The organism is Nocardia sp. NPDC058518, assembly GCF_042719655.1.
Classification (GTDB): Bacteria; Actinomycetota; Actinomycetes; order Mycobacteriales; family Mycobacteriaceae; genus Nocardia.
Window position 1 is genome coordinate 44,822 of the sequence record NZ_JBHXNJ010000020.1, and the last position, 14,596, is coordinate 59,417.

Annotated in this window: 8 protein-coding genes; all 8 read left to right on the forward strand. The window is 68.8% G+C overall.

Annotation, left to right across the window (positions count from 1 at the left end):
- Window positions 1-14 precede the first annotated feature (14 nt).
- From ACFWPX_RS28530 to ACFWPX_RS28565, 8 genes are read left to right on the forward strand one after another with little or no spacing between them, the layout of a single operon-like run.
- A complete protein-coding gene (locus ACFWPX_RS28530) occupies window positions 15-6,944 on the forward strand; it encodes an SDR family NAD(P)-dependent oxidoreductase (RefSeq protein WP_378930608.1) in 6,930 nt (2,309 codons plus the stop codon).
- A gap of 29 nt (window positions 6,945-6,973) precedes the next feature.
- Window positions 6,974-9,229 (forward strand): beta-ketoacyl synthase, encoded by a 2,256-nt coding sequence (locus ACFWPX_RS28535; protein ID WP_378930611.1) that lies wholly within the window; start codon window positions 6,974-6,976, stop codon window positions 9,227-9,229.
- Window positions 9,207-10,460 carry an MFS transporter gene (locus ACFWPX_RS28540; protein ID WP_378930613.1) on the forward strand — a complete coding sequence of 418 codons (1,254 nt, stop codon included), beginning with the start codon at window positions 9,207-9,209 and terminating at the stop codon, window positions 10,458-10,460. The genes ACFWPX_RS28535 and ACFWPX_RS28540 overlap by 23 nt, the downstream gene beginning before the upstream one ends.
- A gap of 60 nt (window positions 10,461-10,520) precedes the next feature.
- Window positions 10,521-11,438: an acyl-CoA desaturase gene (locus ACFWPX_RS28545; RefSeq protein ID WP_378930615.1), complete on the forward strand. Its 918-nt coding sequence runs from the start codon at window positions 10,521-10,523 to the stop codon at window positions 11,436-11,438.
- A 12-nt stretch (window positions 11,439-11,450) separates the two neighbouring features.
- A complete protein-coding gene (locus tag ACFWPX_RS28550) occupies window positions 11,451-11,708 on the forward strand; it encodes an acyl carrier protein (protein ID WP_056810906.1) in 258 nt (85 codons plus the stop codon).
- Window positions 11,709-11,710: 2 nt separating this feature from the next.
- Window positions 11,711-12,601, forward strand: a complete 891-nt coding sequence (locus ACFWPX_RS28555) for a class I SAM-dependent methyltransferase (RefSeq protein ID WP_378930617.1) — start codon at window positions 11,711-11,713, stop codon at window positions 12,599-12,601.
- Window positions 12,598-13,857, forward strand: a complete 1,260-nt coding sequence (locus ACFWPX_RS28560) for a cytochrome P450 (protein WP_378930619.1) — start codon at window positions 12,598-12,600, stop codon at window positions 13,855-13,857. Before ACFWPX_RS28555 ends, ACFWPX_RS28560 begins: the two co-directional genes overlap by 4 nt.
- Window positions 13,854-14,591, forward strand: coding sequence for a thioesterase II family protein (locus tag ACFWPX_RS28565; RefSeq protein WP_378930621.1), 738 nt, complete (start codon window positions 13,854-13,856; stop codon window positions 14,589-14,591). The genes ACFWPX_RS28560 and ACFWPX_RS28565 overlap by 4 nt, the downstream gene beginning before the upstream one ends.
- Window positions 14,592-14,596: the final 5 nt, after the last annotated feature.

Genomic DNA, 14,596 nt, shown 5'->3' on the forward strand with positions numbered 1-14,596 from the left:
GACAGGGATAGCACATGAACGACCACCTTCGGCCCTCCGAAGACCCGGCCATGACGCGGCGATTAGCCGATACTCCGATTGCGATCGTAGGACTGAGCGGCCTGTTCCCGATGGCCGCGAACTTCCGTGACTTCTGGCAGAACGTCGTCGACGCCGCGGACTGCATGTCCGACGTTCCGGCCACGCACTGGAACCTCGACGACTACTACGACGCCGACCCGACGGTGCCCGACAAGACCTATTGCCGCCGTGGCGGTTTCGTGCCCGAGATGCCGTTCAGCGTCACCGAGTTCGGGCTGCCGCCCAACCAGCTCGAGGTCACCACGGTCGTGCAGTTGCTGAGCCTGCTCGTGGCGCGTGACGTGCTCGCCGACGCGGGCGCGGTCGGCTCGGACTGGTACCGGCCCGAGCGCACCGGCGTGGTCCTCGGCGTCGCCGGACCGACGACGTTGTCGCACCCACTGGCCGCCCGCCTGTCGACGCCGGTGCTCAAGGAGGTCATCCGCAGCTGCGGGCTGACGCAGGCCGACGCCGAGCAGATCGCGCAGAAGTACGCGGACGCCTTCCCGTCCTGGGAGGAGAACTCGTTCCCCGGTCTGCTGGGCAATGTGATCGCGGGCCGCGTCGCCAACCGGCTCGACCTCGGCGGCATGAACTGCACCGTCGACGCGGCGTGCGCGAGCTCGCTGTCGGCGGTCCATGTCGCGATCAGCGAACTGGTGTCCGGTCGCGCCGACATGATGATCACCGGTGGCTGTGACACCGAGAACTCGATCTTCGGCTACCTGTGCTTCAGCAAGGTCGGGGCGCTGTCGCGCTCGGGCGTCATCAAGCCGCTCGACGACAGTGCCGACGGCACCCTGGTCGGCGAGGGCATCGGCATGATCGCGCTCAAGCGCCTCGCCGACGCCGAGCGCGACGGTGACCGGGTGTACGCGGTGATCAAGGGCATCGGATCCTCGAGCGACGGGCGCTTCAAGAGCATCTACGCCCCGCGCGCCGAGGGACAGCAGGCGGCGCTGCGCCGCGCCTACGAGGACGCGGACTGCTCGCCCGCCACGATCGGGCTGTTCGAGGCGCACGCCACCGGCACCCGCGTCGGCGATCAGACCGAGCTCGCCGCCTTGAACGCGGTGCTGCGCGAGGCGACCGACGAGACCGGATACGCCGCGATCGGCAGCGTGAAGTCCCAGATCGGCCACACCAAGGGCGCCGCCGGTGCGGCCAGCCTGATCAAGCTCGCGCTGGCGTTGCATCACAAGGTGCTGCCGCCGACGATCAATGTCACCGCGCCCAACAAGGCACTCGACGACTCGTCGCCGCTCTACATCAACACCAGGACCCGGCCGTGGATCCGCGATCCGCACCGGCCGCAGCGTCGCGCGGCCGCGTCGGCGATGGGCTTCGGCGGCACCAACTTCCACGCGATCCTCGAGGAGGCAGGTGGCGATCGCGGACACGCGCTGACGATGCACCGCACCGCGCGGGTCCAGCTGTGGCACGCCGCCTCGGCGACCGAACTGGCGAGCCTGCTGAGCTCGGGCGCCGCCCCGAACGGCGACGCCGGGATTCCGGCCGAGCACGCCCGCGTCGGATTCGTGGCGCGCGACGACGAGGAAGCTCAGGCGCTGCGCGCGCTGGCGGTGACCGAACTCGCCGGTGACGCCGACGAGTGGACTCACCCGCGTGGCATCGTCTACCGCCGACGTGCCATGCCCGATCTGAAGATCGGCGCGCTGTTCGCCGGTCAGGGCAGTCAGTACGTGGACATGGGTCTGTCCGCGGTGCTGAACAACCCCACCGTGGCCACCGCCTTCGACGAGGCCAACGCGGTGTTCGCCGACGCGGCCCGGCCGCCGGCCGCGGTGGTGTTCCCGGCGCCGGTCTTCGACCCCGAGGTGCGCAACGCCCAGGAGGCGATGCTGCGGCGCACCGAATTCGCGCAGCCCGCGATCGCGGCGCTGTCGGTGGGGCAGTACCGGTTCCTGTCCGAGCGCGGCCTGACCTGCGCCGGATTCATGGGCCACAGTTTCGGTGAGCTGACCGCGCTGTGGGCGGTGGATTCGCTCGACACCGCCGACTACTTCACCCTCGCCAGGGCGCGTGGCGCGGCGATGGCGATCGACACCGACGCCGACGCGGGCACGATGGCCGCGGTGCAGGCCGACCGCGAACAGGTCAGCGCGATCCTCGCCGATCATCCCGATGTGAGCGTGTGCAATCACAACGCACCCGACCAGGTGGTGGTCGGTGGCGGCACCGCGGCCGTCGCGGAATTCGTCGCGGCGGGCCGGGCGCGCGGGCTGACCGTGCGCGAGTTGCCGGTGGCCGGAGCGTTCCACACCCGCTACGTCGCCCACGCGGTCGAGCCGTTCAAGGCCGCGGTGAAGAGTGTCGGTATTCGCGCTCCGAAGGCCAAGATCTACGCGAATTCCCGTGACGCCGAATACGGTGCGCGCGTCGCGACCAACCGTAAGGTGCTCACCGAGCAGCTGCTCGAAACCGTCGAGTTCGTGGCGGGCCTGCGGGCCATGCAGGCTGACGGCTGCAATGTGTTCGTCGAGTTCGGGCCGAAGGCCACGCTCACCTCGCTGGTGCGCCGGACCCTCGGCGCCGAGGTCATCGCCCTCTCGACCGACCAGGGGCCGACCGGCGACAGCGATGTGGCGCTCAAGAAGGCCGCGCTGCAGCTGGCGGTGCTCGGTGCGCCGATCGTCGACATCCACCGCCACGACGCCGCACCGTTCGCCGTGCCGGAGGCGCCCGGCATGGTTGTCCGGCTCAACGGCCGCGACTTCGTGCCGGAATCTCGTAAGGAGCTCTACCGCAAGGGAATCGAGGAGCACGTCGTGTTGGAAGCTGTCACGCAGGCGCGGGTAGCCGCCGAGACCGAGGCCGCGGCACAGGCGCAGGTGGTCGCACAAGCGCACGCGGCGGCGCAGGAGCGAGTCGTCGCCGAGACCTACGCCGCCGCTCAGGCGCAGGCGGCTACGGAAACGCCCACCGCCACTCGGGAACTGGTGACCGTGGAAGCTCCGGCCTCCGCGCAGGTTCAGGCGGGGTCGACCGTCGGAAGTCAGTACGGGACGGGACTCGACGCGGCCGCCCAGCAGCACCTCGACATCCACAGCCGGTACGCGCAGGGCCAGCTCGAGGTCGCCGAAGGACTGGTCTCGGTATTGCGCGACGCGCAGCGCACGGGCGGTGCCGATGATCGCCTCCACGCGACAGTGCACGCCATCAAGGAGCAGAGCCTGGCGATCGGCCGGACCCACGTCCGGGTCAACGAGATCCTCGCCTCGCTGTCCGGCCTCGAGCTCGGATCCCCGGCGCCGAGCGTTGAAGCCCCGAGTCGGAACGGGACGAACGGCTTCCACGCCGAACTCCCCTCCGGCAACGGAAACGGCAGCCACACCTACGCGGCAGCGCGTCTCGACCAGCAGGCGCCCATGGTGCCTACGGTTCCGGAGGCGCACCCGCAATCGGCTGCCCCACAGCCGAATCCGGCTCCTGATTTCGCCGCAGACTCGGCGCACCGGGCGGTCGACACCGCTGCAGTGCCCGTGGCCGTCGCGGTGACCGAGCCCGCGGCCCTCGATGCCGACGCGGTGTGGTCGGTGTTGTCGCAGGTCGTTTCGGAGAAGACCGGCTACCCGCCGGAGATGCTGGCGCTGTCGCTGGATCTGGAAGCTGATCTCGGTGTGGACTCGATCAAGCGGGTTCAGATCATGGGTGCGGTCGGTGAGCGCATCGACGGTGTTCCCGCTGTCGGCCCGGAGCAGGTCGCGGAGCTGCGGACCCTGAGCGACATCGTGGACTTCGTTGCCTCATCGGTGGTTTCGGGGCCGAGTGGCGCGTCTGCGACGACCGGTCCGGCGCTCGATGCCGACGCCGTGTGGTCGGTGCTGTCGCAGGTCGTTTCGGAGAAGACCGGCTACCCGCCGGAGATGCTGGCACTGTCGCTGGATCTGGAAGCTGATCTCGGTGTGGACTCGATCAAGCGGGTTCAGATCATGGGTGCGGTCGGTGAGCGCATCGACGGTGTTCCCGCTGTCGGTCCCGAGCAGGTCGCGGAACTGCGGACCCTGAGCGACATCGTCGATTTCGTCGCCGCCTCGGCGGTTTCCGCACCGCGCGGAGAACCGGCGACCGGATCGGTGGTCGATGCCGACGCGGTGTGGTCGGTGCTCGTGCAGGTGGTTTCGGAGAAGACCGGTTATCCGCCGGAGATGCTGGCACTGTCGCTGGATCTGGAAGCGGATCTGGGTGTTGACTCGATCAAGCGGGTTCAGATCATGGGTGCGGTCGGTGAGCGTATCGACGGTGTGCCCGCTGTCGGTCCCGAGCAGGTCGCGGAGCTGCGGACCCTGAGCGACATCGTCGACTTCGTCGCCGGCTCCGCTGCGCCCGCACCGACCGCCACCCCGGCGCCCGCAGTGGCCGCGGGTTCAGCAGCCGTGCAGGACAGCGAACGTGGACTTCAGCCGGGGACCGACCGCGCCGGGATCGAGGACGATCCAGTGCTGCTGCGGATCGTGCCGGTCGAACTTCCCGACATCGACCGCGTCACCGAGCTCTACGCCGCAGAGCGGACAGCCCTGATCGTCGACCACGGTGACAACACCGCGGCGACTCTCGCGAGTGGCCTCGAGCATCAGGGATGGACCGTGCACACGGCCACCGTCGCTGCCCGCGACGACGCCGGAGTAGCCGCATGGGACGGCGCCACCGTGCAGGGGGCGATCGAGTCCGCGCTGAAAGATGTTGCGCGGCTGGATCTGTGCCTGACCGTGCTGCCCGCGGACAGCCAGTGGCTGGTGGGCGGTCACCGGCTCGCCGACACCATCCACACCGCCACGCTGGTGCACGACCGCTTGGTGGCGACCGCCGAAGCCGGTACACGAGCGGCGTTCGTCACCCTCACCCGAATCGACGGCGTGCTCGGCCACCGAGGTGAACGAGCGGCTGCCGCCGCCGTTGTCGGCGGGGTCAGCGGTCTGGTGAAGACCCTCGCGCAGGAAGCGCCCGGACTGTTCTGCCGGGCATTGGATCTCTCGCCGCAGCTGAGCGACGAGGCACTGATCGTCTCCTTCCTCGCCGAACTCGACGACGCCGCGATCGACGCTCGCGAAGTCGGGGTCGACGCCGACCGCACCCGCTGGACGCTGCGCCCGCAGGCGGTCGACAGTTCCGCCTCGGCCACCGAACTCGCCCTCACCACCGACGACGTTCTCGTCGTCACCGGTGGCGCACGGGGTGTGACCGCGCGGTGTGTTCGTGAACTGGCCGCTCGCCGGGCCTGCGAGTTCCTCTTGCTCGGACGCACCGAACTCGAGGACGAACCGGAATGGGCGGCCGGTGTCGCCGACGACGCCCTCAAGGCCGCCGCCATCGCCGCCGTGCGCGCCGCGGGTGAGCAGCCGACACCGAAACAGGTCGACCGGATCACCCGAAACCTCCTGGCGCAGCGTGAGATCCGCGCGACCGTCGAAGCGGTGGCCGAGACCGGCGCACGGGTGCGCTACCTCGCGGTCGACATCACCGATGCCGAAGCCACCGAGCGCGCACTCGCCGAGGACGCGGGCCGGGTCACCGGCATCGTGCACGGTGCGGGCGCACTGGCCGATTCCCTGCTCCCCGCCAAAACAGCCGACGACATCCGCCTCGTTCTCGCTACCAAGCTGGACGGGCTGTACAACGTGGTCAGCGCCCTGCGCGACGCCACGCTCGGCCATCTCATCCTGTTCGGGTCGGTGGCCGGGGTCTACGGCAATCCGGGTCAGGCCGACTACGCGGTCGCCAACGAAGCCCTCAACCGGGCCGCGGTGAGCTGGCGACGGCAAGGTCTCGCCGGGCATGTCACTACCGTCAACTGGGGTGCCTGGGACGGCGGCATGGTGACTCCGCAGTTGCGCGAAGTCTTCCTCGCCCGCGGTGTCGCCCTGCTCGGGATGGACGCCGGTGCCCGGATGTTCGCCGAGCAGTTCGGCCCCGGTCGCGCCGACGACGTGTCGGTGCTCGTCGGTCCGGCCGCTCCGCTGGCCACAGCGGTAACCCTCACCCCGACAAGCCCTTTCACCACTTACCGCGATCTCGCACCACTGGCCGCGGACCCGGTGATCGGCGACCATCGAGTCGGCAAGTTCCCGGTGTTCCCGGCCGCCGCCGGACTCGGCTGGGCGATCAATGTGCTCGAGCGTGCCAACCCCGGCCTGCGGGTCGTGGAATGCACCGGCTTCGAGGTACTTCGGGGAATCGTGTACGACGGGAAGGACGAGCGTTCCTACCGGCTCGAGGTGCAGGCAGGCACGGTCGTCGACGACCGGCTGAGCGTCACGGTCTGGATCCGCAGCGACGAACCCGGCAAGGCGCTGTCGCCGTCGCACTTCACCGGAACGTTCGTCCTGGCCACCGAAACCTGGCCTGCCCCGGTACTTTCCGGCTGGCCGGGCTACGCGATCGGTGAGGGGCCGGAGAACGGGCTCGACGTCTACCGTGCCGCGGACCTGTTCCACGGGCCCCTGCTGCAGGGAGTCCGCCGCATTCTGGAACGCGCCGAACGCCGCCTCGTCGTCGAAGCCGAGCTTCCCGACACCCGGATCGGCACCGGCAACTACGAGGGGGCACTGCACAGCCCGGTCATGGCCGATGTCGTGATTCAGTCCGGTGCGCTGCTCGGTGTGTGGTTCATGAACTCGGCCTGCCTGCCGCTGTCCATCGGGCGCATCGAGTACTTCGCCCCGCTGCCCGACGCCGGTCCGTTCGTGGTGCTGGTCGACGACCTGCGCGTCAACGCGAACGGCACGGAGGTCACCGTGACAGTCACCGCGTGTGAGCCGAACGGCACTGTGCTGCAGCGCTATTCCGATCTCGCGGTCATCGCCACCCCGGAGATGACCGAGAAGTTCGCCGAGGCTGTGCGCTTGCGCGAGCAGCGCGCGTGAGCATCGTCGATGTCAGGAACGGAGATCCGATGACCACCACACCACTGGACACCCTCGACTTCGACGGTGAGCCCTTCGACGTCCTCGCCTGGTCGCTGGCACTGGAGCCCGCCACCAGCCCCGCCCCGCAACCGTCGACCGCACCGGCACCCCAACAGTCCATCGCACCGGCGGCTCCCTCGGTACCCGCGGTGCAGCCGTCCACCGTGCCGGTACAGCGACCCACCGCACCGGCGCGCTCGGTCACCGCGCCGGTGGTGGCGGGCAACGTGCCCGCCGACCCCATTTCCGCGCTGCTGCACGAGGTTCGGTCCGAGCTCGTGACCGCACACCTGTCGGCGATGGACGTACAGACCGCATTGCAGCGGCGTGCGCTCGACACCCTCGGCCGCCACGAGCAGAGCGCCCGGACTGTCCAGGAACCCGTACCCGCCCCTGCTACCTGGGCCGAACAGTCCTTCGCGGTCATGATCGACCACGCGCCGGCGACCGGCCTCACGGTCTCCGCCGCGCCGGGACACCCGGTGGTTTTCGAGCTGCCACCGCCCGCGAACACCATGAATGCCTTCAAGTTCCTGGCTCGCACACCGATCACCGCCTTGGACGGCACCGCTCTCGCCGCACTGGGCAGGGGCGAAGTGGCTGCCGTTTTCGGTCCGGCCTACGACCAGGAAGGCGTCAACCCCGACATTCGGCTGACCGAGGGCACCCACGGAAACCTCACCGAGGTGCTCGAGATCGCCGGCCGCGAAGGTCCATGGGCCAGAGGCCGATTGCGGGCGACGTGCCGGATCGATGGCCCCGATCCGGTCACCGCGGCAACCGAGCTCACCTGGCAGGCCGCCGAGGTCCTCGCGGTGCGCGCGGGCCTGCAGCTGTGCCTGGCAGGCGCCCGATTCCAGGCGGGCGAGCCACTCGAAGTGACCGTGTCCGCACCGATGGCGGGACCCGCCGAGCTGGTCGCCGACGTGGTCCAGATCGACCTGCTGCCGCGCCCCTGGCTCCGGGTCGATGCCGAAATCCGCTGCGCGGGAGTAGTAGTGGCCCGCGTCCACGGCCTCACCCTGGAGATCAGGGAGGAACAGGGACTGTCGATCGGTCCCGACGCCGGCGGCGAGATTCCCCGATTCCTCGGCCGCCGCAACGTCTTCGGTCAGCGTGCCCTGCTCGGCGAGTTCCATATGACCCACAGCGCCCGCGGCGACCTCGGCATCGCGCTCGGCCCGGAGTTCTCGGCCTACGTGGGCCGCCGGGCCACGCGCATGCCCAACCACGGACTCCAGCTCTGCGACCGGGTGATGGCCGTCGACGGCCGCCGTGGCAGGCTCGAAAAGGGCAGCTCGCACACCGAGTACGACTCGCCCGCCGACTCCTGGTACTACACGGAATCGGCCAATGCCTCCATGCCCAACGTCGTCTACATGGAGACCTCCCTGCAGTCCGCGCTGCTGCTGGGCTACTTCCTCGGCGCCACCCTCACCTCGCCCCAGGAGGACTTCAGTCTGCGCAATCTCGACGGCTCCGCGACGGTGCTGCGCGAGGTCGACCTGCGGGACAAGACGATCCAGCAGACCAGCAGGCTGATCGACACCACCGTCCTGGTCGGTGTCGTGTTGCAGACCTTCTCCTACGAGCTCGCGGTGGACGGTGAACCGTTCTACGCGGGGGAGTCGCTGTTCGGCTTCTTCAACGCCCCGGCGCTGGCGAACCAGAACGGACTCGACAACGGCGAGTTCGTGCCGACGTGGCTCGACAGTCAGGTGCAGCGCCCCGCTGTCCGCGTGATCGACGTGGCCGCGAGACGAGCCGCGGACACCGGCATCCCGTGCGCGACCGGGCACCTGGCGATGCTCGACCGCATCGAGACCGTCGACGGCGCAGGCGCCTTCGGGCTCGGCTATCTGCGTGCCACCCGTGCGGTCGGCGCAGGCGATTGGTTCTTCGGCTACCACTTCTATCTCGACCCCGTGATGCCGGGATCCCTCGGTGTCGAGGCGGTGATCCAGGCGATGCAGGAGTGGACGGTGGACACCGGTCTCGCCGGCGAGCTGGTCGCGGCGGAGTTCGTCCTCCCGGTCGGGGTGGCGTTGTCGTGGCGCTATCGCGGGCAGATTCTGGCCGACGACGAGCAGATGACCCTCGAGGTGCACATCAAGAGCGTCGAACGGCGCCCCGGCCGGATCCGGGTGATCGCCGACGCGAGCGTCTGGAAGCCGACCATGCGGATCTACGAACTCATCGATGTCGCCGTGGAGTTGCGCGATGCCGACGCCCAACCCTGGTGAGGTGCACGGGCATCCGGTGATCGTCGCCGATGCCGAACCCTCATCGATTCGGTGGTTGCCGGTCCTGGTGCTGGCGCTCGGCGCGTTCTGCGCCGGGACCGACAACTACCTCGTCGCCGGGGTACTGACACCGATGGCGGCCGACCTGCGGGTCTCCGTCGCCGGTGCCGGACTGTTCGTCACCGGCTACTCCCTGGCCTACGCCCTCGCCGCGCCCGTCGTGGTCACCGCGCTGCGGGTGCGTTCGCCACGGCGGCTGCTGCTCACCGCGATCGCGCTGTTCGCCGTCGTCAATCTGCTTGCCGCGCTGGCTTGGTCGCCGTGGGTGATGGCGGTGGCTCGCATCGGGGCCGGGTGCGTCGCGGGGATCTATGTGCCCCTCGCGGCCGCGACGGCTGCCGGGATGGCCACAGCGGACCGTCGAGGACGGGCGCTGGCGGTCATCCTCGGTGGCATCTCGATCGCCACCGTGGCGGGTGTGCCGCTCGGGGTGTGGGTGGCCGGGCTGTCGTCGTGGCGGATGGCGTTCGTCGTCGTCGCCGTGGTGGCGCTGATCACGACTGCCGGTGTGGCGTGGACGGTTCCGGCGGGCGACACCACACCTGTGGTGTCGCTGCGCCGGCGCCTCGCACCCTTGCGTCACCCACCGGTGTGGCTGGGGCTCGCGGTGACGATCTCCGGAATGACCGCGGGATTGATGATCTTCACCTACGTCGGCCCGATCTATGCCGAGGTCCCGGCCGTGGGAGCGGCCTATGTCGGCGCGCTGATCATGGCGCACGGCGTCGGGGCGATGGTCGGCCTGTGGGGCGGGAGCATGCTGGTCGACCGATTCGGTGCGCGGCCGGTACTTCTGGGCGCGTTGACGATCTTCACCGCGAACCTGGCCTGGCAGCCGATCGCCGCGCACACCCTGGCGACCACCGTCGCCTTCGTCACGGTGTGGGGTGTGGTCGGCTGGGCCTTCCTGCCCGCGCAGCAGCACAGCATGATCGCCGACGCGACCCCCGAGCAGGCACCGATGTTGCTGTCGCTCAACGGGTCGGCGATGTATCTCGGGGCCGCCCTCGGCTCTGCGATCGGCGGAGCCGTCATCGCGGTCTTCGGTACCGATCACATCTGGATGTTCGCCACCGGCTTCGGCGCGATCAGTGTCGCGCTGTCGCTGATCCGTCATAAACAATTCCGATCCGGCGATCGGCAATTGTCACACGCCGTCGCCGACCGCTGAACACACGGTTACGGTACTAATGTTCAGCCCGGTTTCTATACCGCTGAGGTGAATTGAACAATGAACTCCGATCCGCGCAGAAAAACGATCAGTAGTCCCTATATCCACCGACTGCAACGGCGCCACTTCCTGTTGTTCGATATTCTCCCGATCATCGGCACGGTCGTAGCTTTCGCCTTCCTGCTGGTCCGGCCCTTCGGTGTGCTGGAATTCGCCCTGCTCTTCGTGATGTGGCTGCTCACCGGACTCGGCGTCACAGTCGGCTATCACCGGCTGTTCACCCACCGCACGTTCAAAGCGGCGCCGTGGGTGTCATGGGTTCTCGCGATCCTCGGTTCGATGGCAGGCCAGGGCCCGGTCATCTCCTGGGTCGCCCTGCACCGGCGCCACCACGAATACAGCGATCGTGAGGGCGACCCGCACTCACCCAACCTCGCCGGTGACGGCCTGCGCGGTGCGCTGCGCGGCCTGGCCCACTCGCATTTCCTGTGGATGCGCCGCCACGAATACCCCAATGTGGTGCACTACGCACCCGACCTGATCAAAGACCGGGGCCTGGTCCGCATCGCCCGCCTCTACTACTACTGGGTGGCGCTCGGGCTGCTGATCCCGACCGTGATCGGCGGCCTGGTCTCGTGGAGCTGGACCGGCGCCGTCGCCGGCCTGCTGTGGGGTGGGCTGGTGCGCATCTTCGTCCTCGAACACATCGTCTGGGCGATCAATTCGTTCCTGCACATGTTCGGCACCCGCAATTACGAATCCCGCGAGAACAGCCACAACGGTGGCGTATTCGCCCTGGCGACGCTGGGGGAGTCGTGGCACAACAATCACCACGCGTTTCCCGAGTCGCCCTCCTTCGGGTTGGACTGGTATCGACTCGACCCCGGTTTCTGGCTCATCAGAACACTGGCATTCTGTGGTCTCGCCTGGGACCTGAAAATGCCGTCCGCCGAACGCATGGCAGCCAAGCGAATCTAAGGAATTCTCACCGTGGATACGAGTAAAGAAGCCATTGTCACCTGGTGCCAGGAATACCTCGCGAGTCTGCTCGAGGTACCGGCCGCCACCATCGATCCGGCCACCGATTTCGACCGCCTCGGCATCGACTCGGCGCTCGCCGTCGCGCTGCTGATCGAGGTCGAGGACCGCTACGGTGTCGATCTGGCACCCGAGGACCTGTTCGACAACCCGAACCTCGACGCCGTCGCCGCCTACCTGCACGAGCAGAGCCGGCGGAGTGTGGGGTAGCGATGTCGGTCCATACCGAGCGGTCCACCGCGGCCGCCGCAGCGATCCGTCACCACTACGACGCGGGCAACGATTTCTACCGGCTCTGGCTCGACGAGTCGTTGACCTATTCCTGCGCACTGCGCGAAAACCCGGACGACACACTGGAACTCGCCCAGGATCGCAAGCTGCGCTTCCACCTGGACGCGATCGACGTCGAGCAGGCCGCGACCGTCCTCGACATCGGTTGTGGCTGGGGCGCGATCCTCGAGCGGCTGGCACACGCCGGGGTCGCCAGGTCCGTCGGGCTGACGCTGAGCCCCGAGCAGGCCGAGTTCGTGCGATCGCGCGCCTACCCCGGCGTCGAAGTGCGGACCGAGAACTGGCTGCACTACGAGCCGGACACCCGATTCGACGGCATCATCTCGATCGGCGCCTTCGAACACTTCGCCACTCCTGACGATTCGCCGGACGAGAAGATCGGTGTGTACCGGGAGTTCTTCACGCGGTGCCGCGATTGGCTCGAGCCCGACGGCACGCTGTCGCTGCAGACCATCGCCTACGCGAACATGTCGCGCGAACAGGCCAGTGCTTTCATGCAGCAGGAGATCTTCCCCGACGCCGACCTGCCGACCCTGGCCGAGATCACCGCCGCGGCCGAGGGACTGTTCGAGGTGCGCTCGATCAGCAACGGGCGCCTCGACTACGCCTGGACCTGTGAACAGTGGGCGCGCAGGCTGCGGGCCCACCGCGCAGAGGCCACCGAGATCGTCGGCGGCGATGTGGTGGCCCGCTACGAGCGCTACCTCAAGCTGTCGGCGCTCGGTTTCCGGATGGGCAAGATCGGCCTGCTTCGGCTCGTGCTGGTGCCCTACCGCACCGGATTCTTCACCGACCGCGTGCGGTCGGCATGACCACGCATTCGCCCGAACCCGTCGCGGCGACCAGGACACGGGTCCGGTTCAATCCGTTCAGTGCCGAGTTCCGGCACGACCCGTATCCGCTCTACCAGCAGTTGCGCGAGGCCGAACCGGTGCACCGGACGCTGGGCATGTGGGTGCTCACCCGGCATGCCGAAGTCCGTGGGGTGCTGCACGATCGCTCGTTCAGCGCCGGTCTGATTCCCAGTCTGGTGAGCAGACAGGCCGAGCGGCTCGGGCACTGCAGCGTCGCGCAGATCGAACGGCTCGGCCGGAAGTCGTTGGTGTTCACCGACAATCCCGATCACGCGCGGTTGCGCGGACTGGTGAACCGGGTGTTCACCGCCCGGTCGGTGGAGTCGCTGCGCCCGCTGGTGACCCGGGTCGCCGGCGACCTGATGGAGCGGGCCTGGCGCGACGGCGGCATGGACGTGATCGCTGACCTGGCCGCGCCGCTGCCGGTGGCTGTGCTGTGTGAGTGGATGGACCTGCCCGAGCAGTTGCGCGCGCAGGTCGGGCCGTGGACCCACGACATCCGATTCCTGCTCGAACCCGGCATGATGAAAGCCGGGGACTTCGAGCGGGTCTGCGCGGTGGTCGAGAAGTTCGCCGCGGCCATCGATGCCGTGTTGCCCGAGCGGCGAGCCCGGCCCGGCACCGATCTGATCAGCCAGTTGCTCGCCGCGCGGACCGCGGGCGGGGACGTGCTGACCGACGAGGAACTGGTGTTCGTCTGCATCATGTGTTTCGTCGCAGGCAACGAGACCACCAAATCGCTGATCGGCAACGGGACGCTCGCCCTGCTGCGGCACCCCGAGCAGGCCGCGCTGCTGCGCCGCGGGCCGGAATCGGTCGAGGCGGCGGTCACCGAGGCCCTGCGCTACGACCCTCCGCTGCAGTTGACCAAACGCCTGGCCACCCGTGATATCCAGCTCGACGGTGCGTCGATCTCGGCGGGCGAGCAGATCCTGGTGTGTCTGGGCGCGGCCAACCGCGACCCCGCGGTCTTCGCCAGGCCCGACGAGTTCGACCTGACTCGCACCGGCGGTGGACATCTCGGATTCGGCCACGGCATGCACGGCTGCCTGGGCGGGCTGCTCGCCGAACTGCAGGCACAGGTCGCCTTCGAGTACCTGTTCGTCCGTTCGGACGACCTGGCACCCCGGTCGGCCGACCTCGAGTGGCAGGACCACAGTTTCATCGTGCGCGGCCTGAAAAGCCTTCCCGTCGATGTGCGGCGGGCACGATGACGGGCACCGGACTGGTCAAATCGTGGTTGCGCAGCGACGCCGCGCCCGCCGAGGTGCGGCTGGTCTGTATCCCGCACGCGGGCGCCGGGGCATCGTCGTTCAACCGCTGGCCGGAGCTGTTCGGACCCGAGATCGGGGTGGTCCGGGTCCAGCTGCCCGGCCGCGAGGACGTCGCGCAACATCCGCCGCTGCACCGGGTGGGCGAGGCGGTCGACGAATTGGTCTGCCAGATAGCCGAATCGGGCGAAGCGCCGGTAGCGATCTACGGCCACAGCATGGGCGCGCTGATCGCCTATGAACTGGCTCGCGCGCTGACCGTCGCGGGCAGGCCACCGGTCCACCTGTTCGTGTCCGGTCGCCGAGCACCACACCTGGCGGCGAGTCGCGCGGTCCTGCATCGCCTGCCCGACAACGACTTCGCCGACGCGATGGCCGCGATGGGAGCGTGGGGCGCGGCGGGCCGCAGCGCGAGTTTCCTGCGGTACGCGCTGCCGCTGACCCGGGCGGACCTGGAGTTGTCCGAGGAGTACAGCCACCAGCCGCAGCCCCGGCTCAGCTGCCCCATCACGACGTTCTACGGCACCGAGGATCCGATCGCCGATCCGGACGAGGTGTGGGCGTGGGGCTCGCTCACCGACGGCCCGTTCGCCACACACGAGTTCACCGGTGATCACCTGTTCCACCATCGACATCGCGCGGCTATCGCGGCGATCATGACCGCCGCCCTGACCTGAGGACC

Excerpts from the sequence above, each read along its gene's own strand:
- ACFWPX_RS28540 (WP_378930613.1), top strand. The coding sequence starts at position 9,207 with ATGCCGACGCCCAACCCTGGTGAGGTGCACGGGCATCCGGTGATCGTC.
- ACFWPX_RS28535 (WP_378930611.1), top strand. The coding sequence starts at position 6,974 with ATGACCACCACACCACTGGACACCCTCGACTTCGACGGTGAGCCCTTC.
- ACFWPX_RS28565 (WP_378930621.1), top strand. The coding sequence starts at position 13,854 with ATGACGGGCACCGGACTGGTCAAATCGTGGTTGCGCAGCGACGCCGCG.
- ACFWPX_RS28560 (WP_378930619.1), top strand. The coding sequence starts at position 12,598 with ATGACCACGCATTCGCCCGAACCCGTCGCGGCGACCAGGACACGGGTC.
- ACFWPX_RS28545 (WP_378930615.1), top strand. The coding sequence starts at position 10,521 with ATGAACTCCGATCCGCGCAGAAAAACGATCAGTAGTCCCTATATCCAC.
- ACFWPX_RS28555 (WP_378930617.1), top strand. The coding sequence starts at position 11,711 with ATGTCGGTCCATACCGAGCGGTCCACCGCGGCCGCCGCAGCGATCCGT.
- ACFWPX_RS28530 (WP_378930608.1), top strand. The coding sequence starts at position 15 with ATGAACGACCACCTTCGGCCCTCCGAAGACCCGGCCATGACGCGGCGA.